The organism is Shewanella sp. MBTL60-112-B2, from assembly GCF_019655055.1.
In the GTDB taxonomy this organism is placed as follows: Bacteria; Pseudomonadota; Gammaproteobacteria; order Enterobacterales; family Shewanellaceae; genus Shewanella.
This window is the reverse complement of record NZ_BPFA01000031.1, coordinates 44,831-61,655: the sequence shown is the minus strand read 5'-3', so window position 1 is coordinate 61,655 and position 16,825 is coordinate 44,831. Positions and strand designations below refer to the sequence as shown.

Below are 16,825 nucleotides of genomic sequence, written 5' to 3'. Positions count from 1 at the left end.
TATCTTTGATATGAATAAATAGGATCATATTGATTTGGAGTTTTCGCCCGAAACTCTTCAAGAATTTTTCGCTCACAGTAACGAGTATAGTCATCTAATATCTCATTCCGAAGTTCCATATATCCTCTTATAAGCTAACATTTGTATAGTTCGCATGTGCGTATATTTGGCAAAACGCGCATGCACATTTTACAAACCTATTATTTAAGCTTTTCCAAATCAAAACTATTGATTTATTAGAACTCTAGCAGAATGTTATTGGATAAACGAGCATTAAAATTTGCAAAATGAGCATTGATATTGAGGTTGAATCGAAATTAGTCAACGACTGCTATTGATTGATAAAAGTCGGGCAACAGGCTCCCACGCGTTCAATTTCGCATATCAACTGTAACCAGTAAAGGGGCAAAAGCTATTCACCACAGAGGGCACGAAGTTCACGGAGAAGAGCAACAGAGATAAGCAGCATAGCGGTATAGCTATTACTCCTAAGCATCAGAATCGTGCTTGTCTAACCTAGTGCTGATACGGCTGCGGGCTTCGGTTTCAGGGATGAAACCGCAGAACGTATAGGGACATATTTACAGCGTGTCACGGCAGTGTCTGCACATACCCCGCTGAAGGCGATTAATAGCCATGAAGCTACAAGTTCAAACGGGCTACCCCGTAGTAACAAATACAAAAAAATGTAATCAGCCTTCATCCGATGGTTAACTCACTTTGGGGCATTTTCAAGTTAGAAACCGAACCATTATTTCCTAAATTTGTACAACAATTACCACGTGTAGACACGGCCGTGACCGTCCATGACATGGATGTCATGGCCGAGCTTCCAAGGATGGACTTGCAGCGTGTCACGGCAGTGTCTGCACATGCGCCCGCTGCAGGCGATTGATAACGATTAAGCAGCAACACAGAACTCGCTTCCATGTAGCAACGATACAAACAAGAAATGTAATCAGCCTTCATTCGAAGGCTAACTCATTTTGGGGCAAAAGTTAGCCTGTAGCGATCGACTAAATAGCAACTTGGTCGCCGACGTCAAGCTGCAGATATTAGCCACTTTTATTGATTACTGTTGATCATGGTTTTCTTGCCATTAAATTGAGTGAACAACAATTGATGTGCCGATAACGAGAAGGTATCTTGCCTAGATTCATATTGTTCAATCCATTCAAGTAACATATCTAGATTGTTATCCTGCGCTTGCTTTGAAGCATATTTATGGGGCTCCCAGGGGCGTTTTCTAGTGTGGGCTATACAAGCATCGACGCTTAAGTTTAGGAAGATTATTTCACTCGCTTGGCTCATCGCCAATTGCAACAGATCCGAATAACAGCCTTCTATTACCCAGTTATTGTTTTTTAGGGCAAAGCGTTCGATTTCCACTGCGGATTCTTGTATAGGTTTTCGTTTAGGTGGCATTTGTGGTAACCAGGCAATTAAATCTAAATCAAGATGAGCGAGTCCATGCTTCTCACTTAACTGTTTTGCTAAGGTGGACTTACCTGAGCCTGAATTGCCAAAAATAACGATTCTAGTCAAATTTTACGCTCCATAGTAAAAGTCATTAATTACTCTAATACCCATTGCAACGACACAAGATGGACATCAACTTAGCGCATCTTCTGCCAATAAAAAAGGCTTGGAGCATGTGTTCCAAGCCTTTTATCTGCTAATGGGTGTCAATTAATCAAGAACAAAAATATTGCTGCTTGCGTTTAAGTTAAGAACACCAATGCATTGATTGTCACTATCTGTCACCATCATACGATCACCAACAACCCAGTAATCTGCTGTATACATTTCGTTTCGGCCTAGAGTTGCATAATTATTACTCAAATTAGGCAAGCCAGAATTGAAGTCGATCCAATACAAGTTATAAGGTGTTGTCGATGTATTAGCGACAATAAACTCTGGCGCATAATCTGACTCACGAGTATAGGGTGCAGCTAAATCACAACTGCCCATCTCTGCCGTTGCCTCAGGGATCTCAACTACATCCACAGCACCTTCTACATGCTGCTCTAGTATTTGAAATTGATTATTTTCATCATTTAGAATAGCCACACTTAGGCAGTTATCAGTTTTGTCGGTTAACATGACTCGCTCCCCAATGTACCAGTTATCAGGTGTAAAGCTATCGCCTTGTGCCAACGTCATGTAAGCCCCACCCGATTTATCTGCCTTACTATTACTTAACCAATACACTTTAACTTCAGTATCCGTAGTATTAGTGATAGAAACATCTTCAGCGTAATCATATGAAGTACGGTAAGTTTCTGCGAGGCTACAGGTGCCTAAAGTTCCTTTCTCTGGCCAATGAGGTAAATAAGGTTCGGTAATGGTTGTTAAGGCTTGCTGCGCTGGTAGTGAAACCGTGCAGTCTTTACCTGAACAAGTTGATAAATACAGATCGACAATATCGCCACCAGCAAAATCAGAAGCAATTGTGATGTAGTATTTGCCAGCATTAGGAGCATCTATGATGCAAGACTCTTGGTTACTATTATCTGTCATTGATGCGCATAAACTAGCATCATTAACACTAGGATGAAATGCAGAGTTAAAGCTCACCCACATGTCAACATTGCCTGAGCCACCAAAGCTATTCACGGTAAGGGATTCAGTTCCCTCAGAAACCTCAACAGAGAAAACCCAACCACCTCGGCCATTTATAGGCTCATAATCTCCAAGAATTAACTCTTTATCGTTAAGGCCAAACTGCTCTATCAGGTTTTGTGTGTACCAAGTTTCAAAATCAAGTTGATGGGAAGCTGCGATATCCGCTAATAACGTATTATATTCAGTCCAATTACCTGCACGCATTTCACTGAGCATAGAGGTCACTCGCTCAGGTTGCTCTTCAATAAGAAAAGCCACAGCCAATTGGCCCCATGAATAGCTATCAGCATCGCCTGCAAAGATTTGTTTCAGTGTATAAGATTCACTTTCATTTGCTGTTACAAGACTTTGGTAGCTACGCTGATAATAAGTCCCGATATATTCAGCTAACCCTTCACTCCACCATGCCATGTCAGCTCTGTAGTCGCCTTCCTTGTTATAGCGGCCATCTAAAGCATGAACATATTCATGACTTAAAGAGCGAATAACGTTTCTTCCCCCACTCCACTCTAACGCGTTAAAGGTTAAAATGGTTGAGTCATGCCACCAGTCGGTGGGTGACGTTTCAAAATAAATGCCACTGGTGTTGGGTGTATCAAACAAGTGCTCAGCCCATGCTGCATGGTTCGATAAGCTGCTAAAAATATTAATATTGGTAACTTCATTTAAATCATTTGGAACAGAAGCCCCAAAATCAGGGGCGATACTCGCACTTAACACAGAGTCAAATCGCTGCTTTGTTTCAATAATGACATTACATGCAGCGAGCATTTGTTCATCGGTTAGATCTTGCGCTCGGATCCTAACGGGTTCTTCGCATAATAGACTTTGATTAAATAAAGAAGTGGTCGCAACAATAGAGGCATCCACCGTAGGTTTATCGCTATAGGCATCGATTAGAATATGGTAACGACCAGCCTCTACGTCATCAATAATGCAGGTTTCGTTATAATCGCTAGCATTATATGAAACACAATCAAATTCACCTGTTTCGCCTGCACTCGCAGTACTTTCATAGCGAACGTAAACATCGGGATCACCAAGAGACTTATCTTCGGTACCACTAAATAAACTAACAACTAAGCTAGCAGCGGGATCGAGCACATCCACATAGAATGAAATTGGCTCGCTCGTATTGATATGCTCTCTTACTGTATCAAGTACCAACTCCTCACCTGCGTTATCAGTTTCTGGCACGGGTGTCGGTTCCGGTATGATGACATCAGCTGATGTGTCATCACTACTTCCTCCACAGGCAGTTAAAGACAACGCGATTACTAGGCTTAGATATAAAGGTTTGAACACATTTTTATTGTTAGACATATCAATTCAATTCTCCACTTTCGTTATTATCAAACGCTAAATCGGGCTGACACAAATGGCCTTAGACCCAACGAAACAAAAATGTAACAATTGATATACAATATGCAAAGTGAATTTAATTCAGCCGCATAGCAATGAGGCAGCTTTTAATAGCCCGTAATGTTTAACATGTAAGGATAGAAAAATACTTATTTACGCTTGATATAGCAAAAAAGCCATAATGAGTGTCTCATTATGGCTTTAAGGCTTAACTGTCTATCCGTTACAACAGATAGATTTACAGCAGATTATGGTTACCACATTAGATCATCTGGAATAACATAATCTGCATATGGATCGTCTTCTTCAACAACTTCAGTGCTCTCTTCTTGGGTCCATAGGTAACCAACCCAAGCTGGCACTAATAAGTTAACCCGCTCAGCCAGTTTATGTGGTACCAAGTAACTCACTTCCTCGTGACGAAGGATCCCTAAGTGACCATTTAACAATTCACTTTGCATCTTTTCATTGACGTATAATGAGTAGATCTTATTCTCGAAGGTAAAGTTAAACTTAATTTCTGCATCTTTTGGTGCAGTAATCGCAAACTTTTTAAACTCAGTCACAAGACCACGTACCAAGCCTTTTTCAGAAGCTTCAGCAAAACGCTGTTCATTTAACTGTTTATCTTTGTCTACCTGAGCTTGCTTTTTAGCTGCAATTTCTTGCTTTAATGCCTCTGAGCCATCATCAACTTTGGCTTTTCTATCACGACGCTTTTGCGTTTTAGTATCTTTTACTTTCTGTTTACTAACTAAGCCCGCTTTTAAAAGCTGCTCTTGAAATGGGTTTGCCATAGCTCTACTTCTCTATTTAACTTTTACTTTATCTCTATACTTAACTGCGTTTGGCGAGTTGACCAATTTCAGCAATCGCGGCACCCGCGCCACCAAGTGACCAACCACCATCAACAGGTAATACCGTACCTGTGATGTATGACGCCATATCTGACGCTAAAAACAATGCTGCATTGGCAATGTCATCACACTGGCCGTTGCGTCTTAAAGGGACGCCTTTTGCCACATGCGCTTGTAATTCCGCTGTTGGCGCTAGTCTATCAAAGCCTTCTGTACCAGCGATAGGGCCAGGTACAATTGAATTGATGCGGATCCCTTTACAGCCCCATTCAATAGCCAATGTTTTAGTTAACATATCAACACCAGCTTTGGCTGCGCAAACATGTACTTGCATAGGCATTGGTATATATGCCTGAGGCGCCGAGATCTGAATGATAGCACCGCCATGTTCCTTTATCAGCGGATACGCTTGCTTTAACACCTGAAAACTACCTAATAAGTCAATATCCATAACAGATTTAAAACCGTTTTCAGATAGGTTTTCAGCCGTCGATGGAAAGTTACCCGCTGCGCCGCTGACTAAGACATCTATATGTGAAAAGCTGTTTTCAATGACTTTGAAACCTTGCTTTAACGCTTCTAGATCTCTAACGTCAAAACACACACCAAAATGATTTCCAGCAGGATTAGCTTGCTTGAGTTGCCCTACAGCAGCAGTCACTTTGTCTTCACTACGACTTGCAACAGCAACATTGGCGCCAGCTTGAGAGAAGCGAATAGCGATACCTAGATTGATCCCACTAGTACCGCCAACTACGACTACATTCTTTCCTTGATAGCTAAACATCGTCACTTCTCTCCCAAAGGTTTATCTAAATCATTCACTGCGATTTAGACCAACCTACTAGGCATCAAACGATTAAGCAATTGTTTGATGAATTGCCTGCAATGCTTTTAATGGATCTGCGGCTTTGGTAATTGGCCGGCCAATCACTAAATAGTCAGAACCAGCGGCTAAAGCTTGAGGTGGCGTCATCACACGATGTTGGTCGCCATTATCACTGCCTACAGGTCGGATACCAGGCGTGATCAGTTTAAAGTCTTGACCAAACTGCGCTTTTAACAAGCTTGACTCTTGCGCCGAACAAACCACACCATCAAGGCCTGCTTGTTTCGTTAACGCCGCTAAGCGCAATACATGCTCTGAAGCTGGAACGTTAATACCGAGTAATTTAAGCTCTTCATCGCTCATGGATGTTAATACTGTCACTGCAATCAATAGTGGCGCTTTATCACCATATTGCTCTAGTGCGCGTTTAGCCGCTTCCATCATGGCTAAACCTCCTGATGCATGGATATTTGTCATCCACACGCCCAACTCTGCTGCGGCAGCAACCGCTTTAGCAACCGTGTTTGGAATATCGTGGAACTTTAAATCCAGGAACAATTCAAATCCACGACTGTGGATATCGGTTACTAACTGTGGACCAAAAAGAGTAAACATCTCTTTGCCAACTTTTAGGCGGCACATATCAGGATCTAATTGATCGATTAGCTGCAAAGCATCATTCTTATTATCATAGTCTAGGGCAACTAAAATAGGCTTGTTAGTCATTGTTTCTCCAATCGCTTTGCGGTGTAGGTTTTACTGTTTTTGTTAATAAACCAGAGCCAATTACGGTTACTCTCCGTCTAGGCCTCTGATCCTTTTTATGCTGCCCCAATGCTTACAAGAGGGGCAATGCCAATATAATCTGTGTGATGGGAATCCACATTCTCGACAACGATAACCTGGTCGATATTTAATTTGTTGTTCAACAAGCTGCTCTAGCATCGACAAACTCTTCTTTGCCTGGCCTTCTTCCGCTTGCTGCAATTGCATTTTCATTAAGTGCTGAAAGCTTTTCATGGTTGGGTGTCTAATTAGACCTTCCATAATCAGCTTTTCTGCATCTTTGGGATGCCCTTGTTCAATCATATGCTGAGCAAGCGTAATCGTAATGCTTGCACCCGCGCCTTTTTCAATCGCCTCTCTTAAGAGCTCTTGATAGCCGGTACTGTCATTTGTTAGCAAGTACGCTTCTTTAGCAATCGGTAAGGCATCAGGCAATAAATCGATATCAGTAGTAAGCAGCTTCTCAATGGTCTGTTTACATAACTTAAATTCTTCTTGCTTTAAGTATTGCTCGGCTAAGGTTAATAAGGCTCGAGCACATTGGTTATCTTGTTTAATCGCAGACTGTAGGTTTTTAAGTTTTAATGCATCATCTTCAGCTTCGTTTGCCAACTCGCAATAAAAATGAGCACTTTCATGCTTTAGTTCTTGCTGACGTTTACGCTTAAGCTTTTTGATAATATCGATGGCTTTTTGCCAATCTTTGGTCACTTGATATATTGCAATCAACTGGGTCTCAGCTTCTTCGCTGTGGTCGTCTTGATTAACCAAATTGATGAAAATCTCTTCTGCGCGGTCATAAAAACCCGCAGCAAGATAATCTTTACCAAGCTCCATCATGGCGATGTCTCTTTGCTCAGTAGTTAAACTTGGTCTTGCGATTAAATTTTGATGAATGCGGATTGAACGGTCGACTTCACCACGTTTACGAAATAGCGAGCCTAAAGATAGGTGTGTATCGATGGTATCGTCATCGACATCCAACATACTGATAAATAGATCCACAGCTTTGTCTGACTCATTAGACAATAGAAAATTAAGTCCAGTAAAATAGTCTCGACTTAGCTGCTTACGTTGATTTGTCTGCTTCTGTCTAACACTTCTGCGCCCCATATACCAACCGTAGCCGGCAGCAATTGGAAGAAGCAGAAAGAGGATCTCTAACATATTAGGCGTCTACTTCTTTATCAGTGCTTTTCACTGCCACAGATTTTGACTGCTCTTGTTTGTCTTCATATGTAGATAGCTTTTTGTTTGCACGGCGTAAAGATAACTTTAGCCCTGCTATATGGTACATAGCAAAAATCCAGCTCACCAAAAAACCAGCCAAAAACACAGAAGCTAACACCAGAGGTAATCTAAATTCCCCCTGAGCAACAAAATAACTAATGGTTACAACCTGTTCGTTTCGGGCGCCAAAGATAAGCGCTAAGAAAAAAAACGCAGCGACGATAAAAGCGATGATAAATGACTTCACGTTTTGCTCCATGAACGCGTATGTGAGCTTTAATTATCTAAGAAAAAGAGAGAACTAGCTAGTGATACCTAAGTTTTAGGTATAAAAAAGCCTCCTAACGGAGGCTTTTAATACAATGTAAATTACGCGTTAATAGCATCAACACGTTCGCGCAGTTCTTTGCCTGGCTTAAAGTGCGGTACATACTTGCCTTCCAATTCGACTGAAGTACCAGTCTTTGGATTACGGCCAGTGCGTGGCGCACGATAATGAAGTGAGAAACTACCAAAACCGCGGATCTCTATTCGATCTCCAGCTTCTAATGTATCAGCCATTTGCTCCAACATTTCTTTGATAGCGGCTTCCACTTCTTTCGCAGACAGCTGCGACTGCCTAGTGGCAAGTTTTTCGATTAGTTCGGACTTAGTCATCCTATACCCTCTATTATCAAGCCAAACACAGTCACCTTTTAGGGGTGCTAGCACCCCTGAACTTCAAGGCGATTATTTACGAGCTGCTTTAAACGCTTCAGCCATTGCACTGCTCATCACAGCGTCTTCTTGGCTGTTCAAGCTAGCCATTGCTTCTTTCTCTTCAGCTTCATCTTTCGCACGGATAGATAGGCTGATAGTGCGGTTCTTACGATCCACACCCATGAACTTAGACTCGACTTTGTCACCTACAGAGTAAACTGTTGATGCATCTTCGATGCGCTCACGAGAGATATCTGAAACGCGAAGGTAACCTTCAACAGTCTCAGCTAGTTCAATTGTAACACCTTTTGCGTCAACTGCAGTAACAACACCATTTACTACAACACCTTTCTTCTTGTCAGCAAGGTATGCATTGAATGGATCGTCTTCAGTTTGCTTAACGCCTAAGCTGATGCGCTCACGCTCTGGGTCAACTGAAAGAACTACAGCGTGGATTTCGTCGCCTTTCTTGTATTCAGCAACTGCATCTTCGCCAGTACCATTCCAAGAAATGTCAGAAAGGTGAACTAGACCGTCGATGCCGCCGTCAAGACCGATGAAGATACCGAAGTCAGTGATTGACTTGATCTTACCAGAAACCTTGTCGCCCTTGTTGAAACGCTCTGCGAAATCATCCCATGGGTTAGTCTTACATTGCTTAAGACCTAGAGAGATACGACGACGCTCTTCATCGATGTCAAGAACTAGAACTTCAACTTCATCACCTAGGTTAACAACCTTAGATGGGTGGATGTTCTTGTTAGTCCAATCCATTTCAGAAACGTGAACAAGACCTTCAACGCCTTCTTCGATTTCAACGAAACAACCGTAGTCAGTTAGGTTAGTAACGCGACCAGTCAAACGTGTGTTTTCTGGGTAGCGCTTGCTGATTTCTAACCATGGATCTTCGCCAAGTTGCTTAAGACCTAGTGATACGCGTGTACGCTCACGGTCATACTTAAGAACTTTAACGTTGATTTCGTCACCAACATTAACGATTTCAGATGGGTGCTTAACACGCTTCCAAGCCATATCAGTGATATGTAGAAGACCGTCAACACCACCAAGATCAACGAATGCACCGTAGTCAGTAAGGTTCTTAACGATACCCTTAACTGATTGACCTTCTTGAAGGTTCTCAAGAAGAGCATCACGCTCTGCGCTGCTTTCAGATTCGATAACTGCACGACGAGAAACAACAACGTTGTTACGCTTCTGGTCAAGCTTGATAACTTTGAATTCTAATTCTTTGTTTTCTAGGTGAGCTGTATCGCGAACTGGGCGAACGTCAACTAGAGAACCTGGTAGGAATGCACGGATACCGTTTAATTCAACAGTGAAACCGCCTTTAACCTTACCATTGATGATACCGATTACAGTTTCAGCATCTTCGTACGCTTTTTCTAGAACGATCCAAGCTTCGTGACGCTTAGCTTTCTCACGAGAAAGTTGAGTTTCACCGAAACCATCTTCAACAGAGTCAAGAGCTACGTCAACTTCATCACCAACTGCAACTTCTAGAGCGCCTTGAGCGTTCTTGAACTGTTCAGCAGGGATTGGGCTTTCAGACTTAAGACCTGCGTCAACTAGTACCATACCGTTTTCGATGGCTACAACTACACCACGTACGATAGAACCAGGACGGAATTCAAGTTCATTAAGGGATTGTTCAAATAGATCAGCAAAAGATTCAGTCATGTTTAAGTTACTTTCTTTAATAAACCACGGACCATCCTGGACGTGGAGTCAGTATAATAATTTGCCTCATCCTTGGGGCAAATAGTTAAGTACCCGCTTACGCCGGTACTTGGAGCTTTTGGTGAATATGGGTTAGCGCTAAGTCCAACACATCTTCAATGTTTATATTGGTCGTATCGATGACTAAAGCGTCTTCGGCAGGCACCAAAGGAGCGACGCTACGATTCATATCGCGGTCGTCACGCTCTTTTATCTCAGACAAAAGTTGATCGATATTAACATCGAAGCCCTTGTCCTGCAACTGATTATAGCGTCTTTGCGCCCTTTCTTCCGCCGTCGCCGTTAAAAACAATTTAGCTGGCGTCGCAGGGAAAACCACAGTGCCCATATCACGACCATCAGCGATCAAACCAGGTGCTTCAGCAAAAGCACGCTGACGTCGTAGTAACGCTTCCCTTACTCTTGGGAACGCCGCTACTTTTGATGCTGCATTAGAGCATTCTTGACTACGTATCGTAATCGAGACATCTTCACCCTCTAATACAACTTTAATACCTTTACTTTCATTACCCGTCACGAACTGCACGTCCAAATGTGCAGCAAGTAATGTTAACGCTTCTTCATTATCTAGTTCTACATTGTGATGAATAGCAGCTAACGCTAATACGCGGTAAATTGCACCACTATCGAGTAACTTGTAACCTAATCGCTCAGCAAGTAACTGACTAATAGTACCTTTTCCCGCACCGCTTGGGCCGTCAACAGTGACAACAGGCGCCCTTTCTGACATAAAATCCTCCACAAGAAATTCCATCTTCCTTGATATAACCGAAAAATGAGCGCGCGCATTATAAACCATGTAACTTAAGAAAGCGGCAAAAACTTCAAATATTCGGGAACTTGGTTCAGCAAAGCTTCAGGTTAACCATGGTCAACCTGAAGCATATTACTGCTTGTTGGGGTTTACGCTCATCTAGCAAGTGCATTAAATTGATTAAAATAATCAGGGAACGTTTTAGAGGTGCACTCGGGCTCATTAATGGTAATGCCACAGTCGGCAAACGCTAGCATAGAGAAACACATTGCCATACGGTGATCGTTATAGGTATCAATGGCTGCAGTGTTTAATTCTGCCGGTGGGGTTACACTGATGTAATCGTGGCCTTCATCGACAATTGCCCCCACTTTTCTCAGTTCAGTCGCCATTGCAGCTAAGCGATCGGTTTCCTTAATACGCCAATTGTAAATATTACGAATATGGGTTGTGCCGGTCGCAAATAGCGCCGTCGTTGCGATAGTCATAGCGGCATCAGGGATATGATTCATGTCTAAATCGACAGCGTTTAGCTTTGCTCCACGAGAAATAATGTAGTCATCGCCCCACTCTATTTCAGCGCCCATCTGTTCGAGCACATCAGCAAACTTTACATCGCCCTGAATCGATAACTTGCCAACACCAGTAACTTTGACTTCACCGCCTTGAATAGCGCCCGCAGCAAGAAAGTATGATGCGGACGATGCATCGCCTTCAACTAACACTTTGCCTGGCGAAACATAACGCTGACCCGCTTTGATAATAAACGAAGCGTAATTATTGTTTTGAACTTCAACGCCAAACTGCGCCATCAAAGCAAGTGTAATATCAATATAAGGTTTAGAGACTAACTCGCCCTTAATCTGAATATTCACGTCACCTTTAGCTAAGGGAGCAACCATAAGCAATGCTGTTAAAAACTGGCTAGATAAATCGCCTGCAATTTCGACGTTGCCACCGTTTAAACCCGTAGCAGCGATGCTTAAAGGTGGAAAGCCATCATTCTTTAAATAACTGACTTCGGCACCAAGTTGACGTAACGCATCGACAAGATCGCCAATAGGACGCTCTTCCATACGTGGCTCACCCGTTAATGTGAAATCACCTTGCCCTAGTGTTAACGCTGCGCACAAAGGACGCATTGCCGTTCCGGCATTACCTAAAAATAGGGTTTGCGCTTCACTCGCGTTTAATGGCCCTGCTAATCCGTCTAATTCACAAACAGTATTGTTCTGAGATAGACGGTAATTGACACCTAACTGCTTCAGAGATGCCAACATATAGCGAATATCATCTGAGTCCAGTAAATTGGTGAGTGTCGTGGTGCCTTCGGCAAGAGTTGCCAATAATAAAGCACGATTTGAAATACTTTTCGAACCAGGAATATTAATGGTACCTGATACTTGTTTGATCGGCTCTAATCGTAATTGATTCATTGCATACTTCTTATTATTGCTGCGGGGGTCAAACTCGCCCGCGGGTTAACAGTAGATGTTCATGCTAGAAGACGTAATGCGGCCACCACGACAAAATGACCGTCAACTGAGCGTTTGTTTGAACTTCGTAGTTATAAAATTACTCATTGAGCCGAAGGATTCAACACTTTTTTATTAAAATCGACCTTTAATAGACGAAATCTTCTCAAGTATCGATAAGTCATAGTTTAAGCTTGCCATTGAAGGGCTATTTTTTATGCAATAAATTGAGTGGAACTATTAATTGCCGGATCTTGATGTGATGAATATTATTACTAATCCTATTCATTTTTACATTTATTAAGTTACTCTAAGTTGATAACGACAACGGCTGAAAACTTGCCGATAACAAAAGAGGTAATCTCAGACATGTTCAACAAATTAACCGCTATGCCTGCCGATCCCATCTTAGGCTTGCTCACTAAATATCGCGAGGATACTCAGCCTCAAAAAGTCGATCTAGGCGTAGGTGTTTATAAAGATGAGTCAGGTCATACGCCTATTCTCTCTTGTGTGAAAAAGGCTGAGAAATTCCGATTAGACACCGAGTCAACAAAAGTTTACATCGGCCCTACAGGTTCTGCCGACTTTAATCGCCTTATGTCTGAACTGGCATTTGGTATAGATAACCCAGCAATTCTAGCTAACCGAGTCCGCACAGTCTCGACGCCAGGCGGTACGGGAGCGTTAAGAGTCGCTGCCGACTTTATTAAACGCTGCAACCCAAATGCTGTTTTGTGGGTCAGCGATCCGACATGGGCAAATCACACTGGATTATTTGAAGCTGCAGGTATTACCGTCAAGACCTACCCTTACTATGACTACGATGCTAAATCATTAAAGTTTGATGAAATGAAAGCTGCCTTGTCACAAGTGAGTTCAGATGATGTTGTGCTGCTACATGCATGTTGTCATAACCCAAGTGGTATGGATTTAACCCCGAAGCAATGGGATGAAATCATCGCATTAACTGCCGACAAAGGTTTTACTCCGCTTATCGATATGGCCTATCAAGGTTTTGGTGACGGCGTAGCTGAAGATGCTTATGGCGTAAGGAAGATGGCAGCATCGGTTAATAATATGATCCTATGCAGTTCATGTTCGAAAAATTTCGGGTTATATCGTGAGCGAATTGGCGCCTGCACTATCATAGGCCGCGATTCAACCCGAGCAGACATTGCTTTTTCTGTACTCTTGTATGTCGTCCGTTGTATCTACTCAATGCCTCCAGCCCACGGCGCTGCGATTGTTGAAACGATACTAGGTTCAGATGAGCTCAAACAAGAATGGCTAGATGAACTTAAAGTGATGCGTGAACGCATTAATAGCAATCGAGCAATGCTGGTTAACAAGCTAAAAGAAAAAGGCGTGCAACGTAACTTTGATTTTATCGCAGAGCAAAAAGGTATGTTCTCTTTTCTTGGGATCACCCCAGCTCAAGTAACCGAGCTGCAAGAACATTATAGTGTATACATGGTAGATTCTAGCCGGATCAGTATCGCGGGTATTGGCACAGGCAATGTTGATTACCTAGCCGAGTCGATTGCCAAAGTAATCTGCTAACCTAAGTAGTTTCTAACAAAGGCTATCCGCTGGTGTTATGCGATTACAGCAATAAAAAAGCCGACACTTTTATATGTCGGCTTTTTTTAGGCTAATTGTCTCGTCCAAGAATGTGTTTAAGCATTGTTCGCCGCAAAGGTTTTCATAAATCCGACTAAAGCTTCTACACCCGCTAACGGCATAGCATTATATAGACTCGCTCGCATACCACCCACACTACGGTGCCCTTTTAACGCCACTAAGCCGGCAGCTTGAGCCTCGGCTAAAAACTGACTATCTAGCTGAGGATTGGTCAATTGGAATGTCACATTCATACGGCTGCGATTTTCTTTTGCCACACCACTAACATAGAAATCTAGCTCATCGATGCACTCATAAAGGCGCTTAGCCTTTTCAATATTGAGTTTTTCCATCTCGGCTACTCCACCGACTTGCTCAAGCCAAGCAAACACTTCGGCCGCTAAGTACCATGCAAAAGTCGGAGGCGTGTTATACATAGAATCATTTTCAACCGCCAAACGATAATCCATGATAGAAGATTGCGGCAAACTTGGCAGAGCCAACATATCATCACGGACAATTACGATACTTAAACCTGATGGCCCAATGTTCTTCTGCGCCCCAGCATAAATCAAACCGAATTGGCTTACGTCAATTTTACGCGATAATATATTAGAAGACATATCGGCAATCACAGGCCATGGACTATTGATGTTATCAAAAATTTCGATACCATCAACCGTCTCATTTGGACAGTAATGAACATAACGATAATCTTTATCAATCTGAGTTAAGTCCGGTATAACGACTTGATTTAAGCCATTAACCTCCTTCACAAGCTCAATGCTATCCACATTGCTCTTACCTGCGAGCTTTTCAGCTTCTTCAACCGCTGCCTTAGACCAGCTACCATCAACTAAATAAAGCGCTTTGCCGTTATTACCAAGAAAATTATTCACAACAGCAGAGAATTGGCCACGACCACCACCATGCATAAACAGCACATGATAATTTGATGGGATCTCCATCAGCGCACGCAAATTCGCTTCTGCTTGCTCAGTTAACGCGATGAACTCCTTACTACGATGACTTATTTCCATTACGGAAATACCTAGGCCATTCCAGTTTAACAGTTCTTTCTGAGCCTTTTGCATTACAGCAGGTGGGAGCATGGCTGGGCCTGCACAGAAGTTGAAAATCGCGCTCACAGTATTGTCCTTCTATTATTATCAGTAAAAACATTAGGGTATTATTTATTACAATCAGTATATCCCAACTATTTGGCAGCTAACATTAAAAAATCACATAAACCAAGCCATATCAATTCACTATTTTTGAATTTTAATATCTGCTTTTGCTAACATTATGGTTAAAATACTGCTCAGGTTAGTGTTAGAGGCGAAATGTTAGTAATTATCAAGTCTTCATGCTCTCTTGCACTAAGGCTTTGTACTTAACAACAACGAATATGTTCCTAGGTTAACATCTATTGTTAGTACTTTAAGTCGCAAAAAATACTAAACAGACCGCTATAGCGGCACATTGGATTTATACATGTTTTTAAAGTCTTTCCTTTTGATCAGCTCTTTATCTATTGGGTCTTTGCTTACGCTTGTGCAAGCGTCTGCAGCAGAGTCCGAATATACTGATCTTTCAAATAGTTTCAAAAAACGTTTTAATCATGAGCTAACAAAAAACAAGCTTCCTGGCGGCGCTTTCGTAATCGTTGAAGCTGATAATGTCTTAGAGTTAGGCACCTATGGCAAAAGAAGCAAAAATAGTAGCCAAAAGATAGATGCGGACACCGTATTTAGGCTCGCCTCAGTCTCTAAAACCTTCGCCGGTACACTTGCATCCATGTTAGTCGAAGAAGGCAAGATGGATTGGCAACAGCCTATTATTAGTTATTTACCAAAATTTACTTTGGCGGATCAACAAAACGCAAAACAGATTAATTTAGGCCATATCATTGGTCATAGTACTGGCTTAATGCCCAATAGCTACGACAACTTAGTTAACGCTAATGTTAATCTCAACAAGATTGTTAGCAAGTTCGATGAGCTCACCCCGATTTGCCAGCCGGGGCTCTGCTATGGATATCAAAATGTAGCGTTTTCATTTATCAAAGAAGCCATAGAACAACAATCAACTTTCAGCTACGCAAACTTTATTCAGAAACGGATCTTTGCACCATTAAGTATGAGTACAGCCTCAGTGGGCTTCGATGCTTTTCTAAATGAAAGCAATCGAGCGGAACCCCACGTCAAAACCAAATCAGGGTTTCAACAGGTAAAAGTTAAACCAAACTATTATCAGCTAGCACCAGCAGCAGGCGTCAACGCGAGTATTACCGACCTTTCAAAATGGTTAATGGCTAACTTAGGCCAAAACCCCGAAGTACTGTCTGCAAGTTTAATAGAAGACATTACTACGCCAGGCGTTAAGACGACCAAAGAGTTACGCCGAAGAGATTGGCGTCCTTTCCTCGACAGTGCCCATTACGGTAAAGGTTGGCGAGTATATGAGTTCAACGGACGACCACTTATCTATCATGCTGGCTGGGTATCTGGTTATGTAGCAGAGATCTCCTACTCACCAGAACTCAACATAGGTATGGCAATGCTATTAAACGGCGAGTCCAGAGTCATCGCTAAGTTAAGTGCACAGTTTTGGCGAGATGCCTTTAAAAGAGCTGACAAGGTAGGTAAGTAATTTTCTACTCAGTCTTAAACGACAAACGGGAAGCATCAAATTGATTGCTGCTACGCCCAAATCGTATAACTCTCAAACACAGTTAACTTTAAGCTAGCATTGTAAAAAATCCACCTACTGAAGTAGGTGGCTTTATCTTTCTAGGCATTAGTAAAAATCCTACTGACTTACTGAA

At 42.2% G+C, this 16,825-nt stretch carries 14 protein-coding genes; 2 read left to right on the top strand and 12 right to left on the bottom strand.

Annotation, left to right across the window (positions count from 1 at the left end):
* Positions 1-1,065: 1,065 nt before the first annotated feature.
* The 11 genes from K5Q73_RS17260 to aroA all read right to left on the bottom strand — a co-directional run bounded on the left by K5Q73_RS17260 (position 1,066) and on the right by aroA (position 12,336).
* The gene (locus tag K5Q73_RS17260; protein WP_220764017.1) at positions 1,066-1,545 is read right to left on the bottom strand and encodes an AAA family ATPase; all 480 of its coding nucleotides are present in this window, start codon (positions 1,543-1,545) and stop codon (positions 1,066-1,068) included.
* 144 nt (positions 1,546-1,689) lie between these two features.
* Complete coding sequence (locus K5Q73_RS17255; RefSeq protein ID WP_220764015.1) at positions 1,690-3,948, bottom strand: collagenase; 2,259 nt, start codon at positions 3,946-3,948, stop codon at positions 1,690-1,692.
* Between the two features lie 293 nt (positions 3,949-4,241).
* Positions 4,242-4,784: a DUF2058 domain-containing protein gene (locus K5Q73_RS17250; protein WP_220763995.1), complete on the bottom strand. Its 543-nt coding sequence runs from the start codon at positions 4,782-4,784 to the stop codon at positions 4,242-4,244.
* A 40-nt stretch (positions 4,785-4,824) separates the two neighbouring features.
* Positions 4,825-5,631 (bottom strand): SDR family oxidoreductase, encoded by an 807-nt coding sequence (locus K5Q73_RS17245; protein WP_220763993.1) that lies wholly within the window; start codon positions 5,629-5,631, stop codon positions 4,825-4,827.
* Between the two features lie 72 nt (positions 5,632-5,703).
* The gene (gene pyrF / locus K5Q73_RS17240) at positions 5,704-6,399 is read right to left on the bottom strand and encodes an orotidine-5'-phosphate decarboxylase (protein WP_220763984.1); all 696 of its coding nucleotides are present in this window, start codon (positions 6,397-6,399) and stop codon (positions 5,704-5,706) included.
* Positions 6,400-6,465: 66 nt separating this feature from the next.
* A complete protein-coding gene (gene lapB, locus K5Q73_RS17235; RefSeq protein WP_220763975.1) occupies positions 6,466-7,626 on the bottom strand; it encodes a lipopolysaccharide assembly protein LapB in 1,161 nt (386 codons plus the stop codon).
* A gap of 1 nt (position 7,627) precedes the next feature.
* On the bottom strand, positions 7,628-7,936 hold the full coding sequence (locus K5Q73_RS17230; RefSeq protein ID WP_259650803.1) for a LapA family protein: 309 nt from the start codon (positions 7,934-7,936) through the stop codon (positions 7,628-7,630).
* 122 nt (positions 7,937-8,058) lie between these two features.
* Positions 8,059-8,346, bottom strand: coding sequence for an integration host factor subunit beta (ihfB, locus tag K5Q73_RS17225; RefSeq protein WP_220763964.1), 288 nt, complete (start codon positions 8,344-8,346; stop codon positions 8,059-8,061).
* A gap of 72 nt (positions 8,347-8,418) precedes the next feature.
* Positions 8,419-10,086, bottom strand: coding sequence for a 30S ribosomal protein S1 (gene rpsA / locus K5Q73_RS17220; RefSeq protein WP_012155309.1), 1,668 nt, complete (start codon positions 10,084-10,086; stop codon positions 8,419-8,421).
* A 97-nt stretch (positions 10,087-10,183) separates the two neighbouring features.
* Positions 10,184-10,876 (bottom strand): (d)CMP kinase, encoded by a 693-nt coding sequence (gene cmk / locus K5Q73_RS17215; RefSeq protein WP_220763962.1) that lies wholly within the window; start codon positions 10,874-10,876, stop codon positions 10,184-10,186.
* A gap of 179 nt (positions 10,877-11,055) precedes the next feature.
* On the bottom strand, positions 11,056-12,336 hold the full coding sequence (gene aroA / locus K5Q73_RS17210; RefSeq protein ID WP_220763960.1) for a 3-phosphoshikimate 1-carboxyvinyltransferase: 1,281 nt from the start codon (positions 12,334-12,336) through the stop codon (positions 11,056-11,058).
* Between the two features lie 408 nt (positions 12,337-12,744).
* Here aroA and K5Q73_RS17205 point away from each other — a divergent pair, with 408 nt between their 5' ends.
* Positions 12,745-13,938, top strand: a complete 1,194-nt coding sequence (locus tag K5Q73_RS17205; protein WP_220763958.1) for an amino acid aminotransferase — start codon at positions 12,745-12,747, stop codon at positions 13,936-13,938.
* Positions 13,939-14,054: 116 nt separating this feature from the next.
* Here the strand turns inward: K5Q73_RS17205 and serC are convergent, their stop codons facing one another.
* A complete protein-coding gene (gene serC / locus K5Q73_RS17200) occupies positions 14,055-15,146 on the bottom strand; it encodes a 3-phosphoserine/phosphohydroxythreonine transaminase (protein ID WP_220763956.1) in 1,092 nt (363 codons plus the stop codon).
* A 346-nt stretch (positions 15,147-15,492) separates the two neighbouring features.
* Here serC and K5Q73_RS17195 point away from each other — a divergent pair, with 346 nt between their 5' ends.
* Positions 15,493-16,650, top strand: coding sequence for a serine hydrolase (locus tag K5Q73_RS17195; RefSeq protein WP_220763954.1), 1,158 nt, complete (start codon positions 15,493-15,495; stop codon positions 16,648-16,650).
* Positions 16,651-16,825 lie beyond the last annotated feature (175 nt).

Coding starts and splice junctions, on each gene's coding strand:
- K5Q73_RS17255 (WP_220764015.1), bottom strand. CDS start 3,948: ATGTCTAACAATAAAAATGTGTTCAAACCTTTATATCTAAGCCTAGTA.
- K5Q73_RS17250 (WP_220763995.1), bottom strand. CDS start 4,784: ATGGCAAACCCATTTCAAGAGCAGCTTTTAAAAGCGGGCTTAGTTAGT.
- K5Q73_RS17245 (WP_220763993.1), bottom strand. CDS start 5,631: ATGTTTAGCTATCAAGGAAAGAATGTAGTCGTAGTTGGCGGTACTAGT.
- pyrF (WP_220763984.1), bottom strand. CDS start 6,399: ATGACTAACAAGCCTATTTTAGTTGCCCTAGACTATGATAATAAGAAT.
- lapB (WP_220763975.1), bottom strand. CDS start 7,626: ATGTTAGAGATCCTCTTTCTGCTTCTTCCAATTGCTGCCGGCTACGGT.
- ihfB (WP_220763964.1), bottom strand. CDS start 8,346: ATGACTAAGTCCGAACTAATCGAAAAACTTGCCACTAGGCAGTCGCAG.
- rpsA (WP_012155309.1), bottom strand. CDS start 10,086: ATGACTGAATCTTTTGCTGATCTATTTGAACAATCCCTTAATGAACTT.
- cmk (WP_220763962.1), bottom strand. CDS start 10,876: ATGTCAGAAAGGGCGCCTGTTGTCACTGTTGACGGCCCAAGCGGTGCG.
- aroA (WP_220763960.1), bottom strand. CDS start 12,336: ATGAATCAATTACGATTAGAGCCGATCAAACAAGTATCAGGTACCATT.
- K5Q73_RS17205 (WP_220763958.1), top strand. CDS start 12,745: ATGTTCAACAAATTAACCGCTATGCCTGCCGATCCCATCTTAGGCTTG.
- K5Q73_RS17195 (WP_220763954.1), top strand. CDS start 15,493: ATGTTTTTAAAGTCTTTCCTTTTGATCAGCTCTTTATCTATTGGGTCT.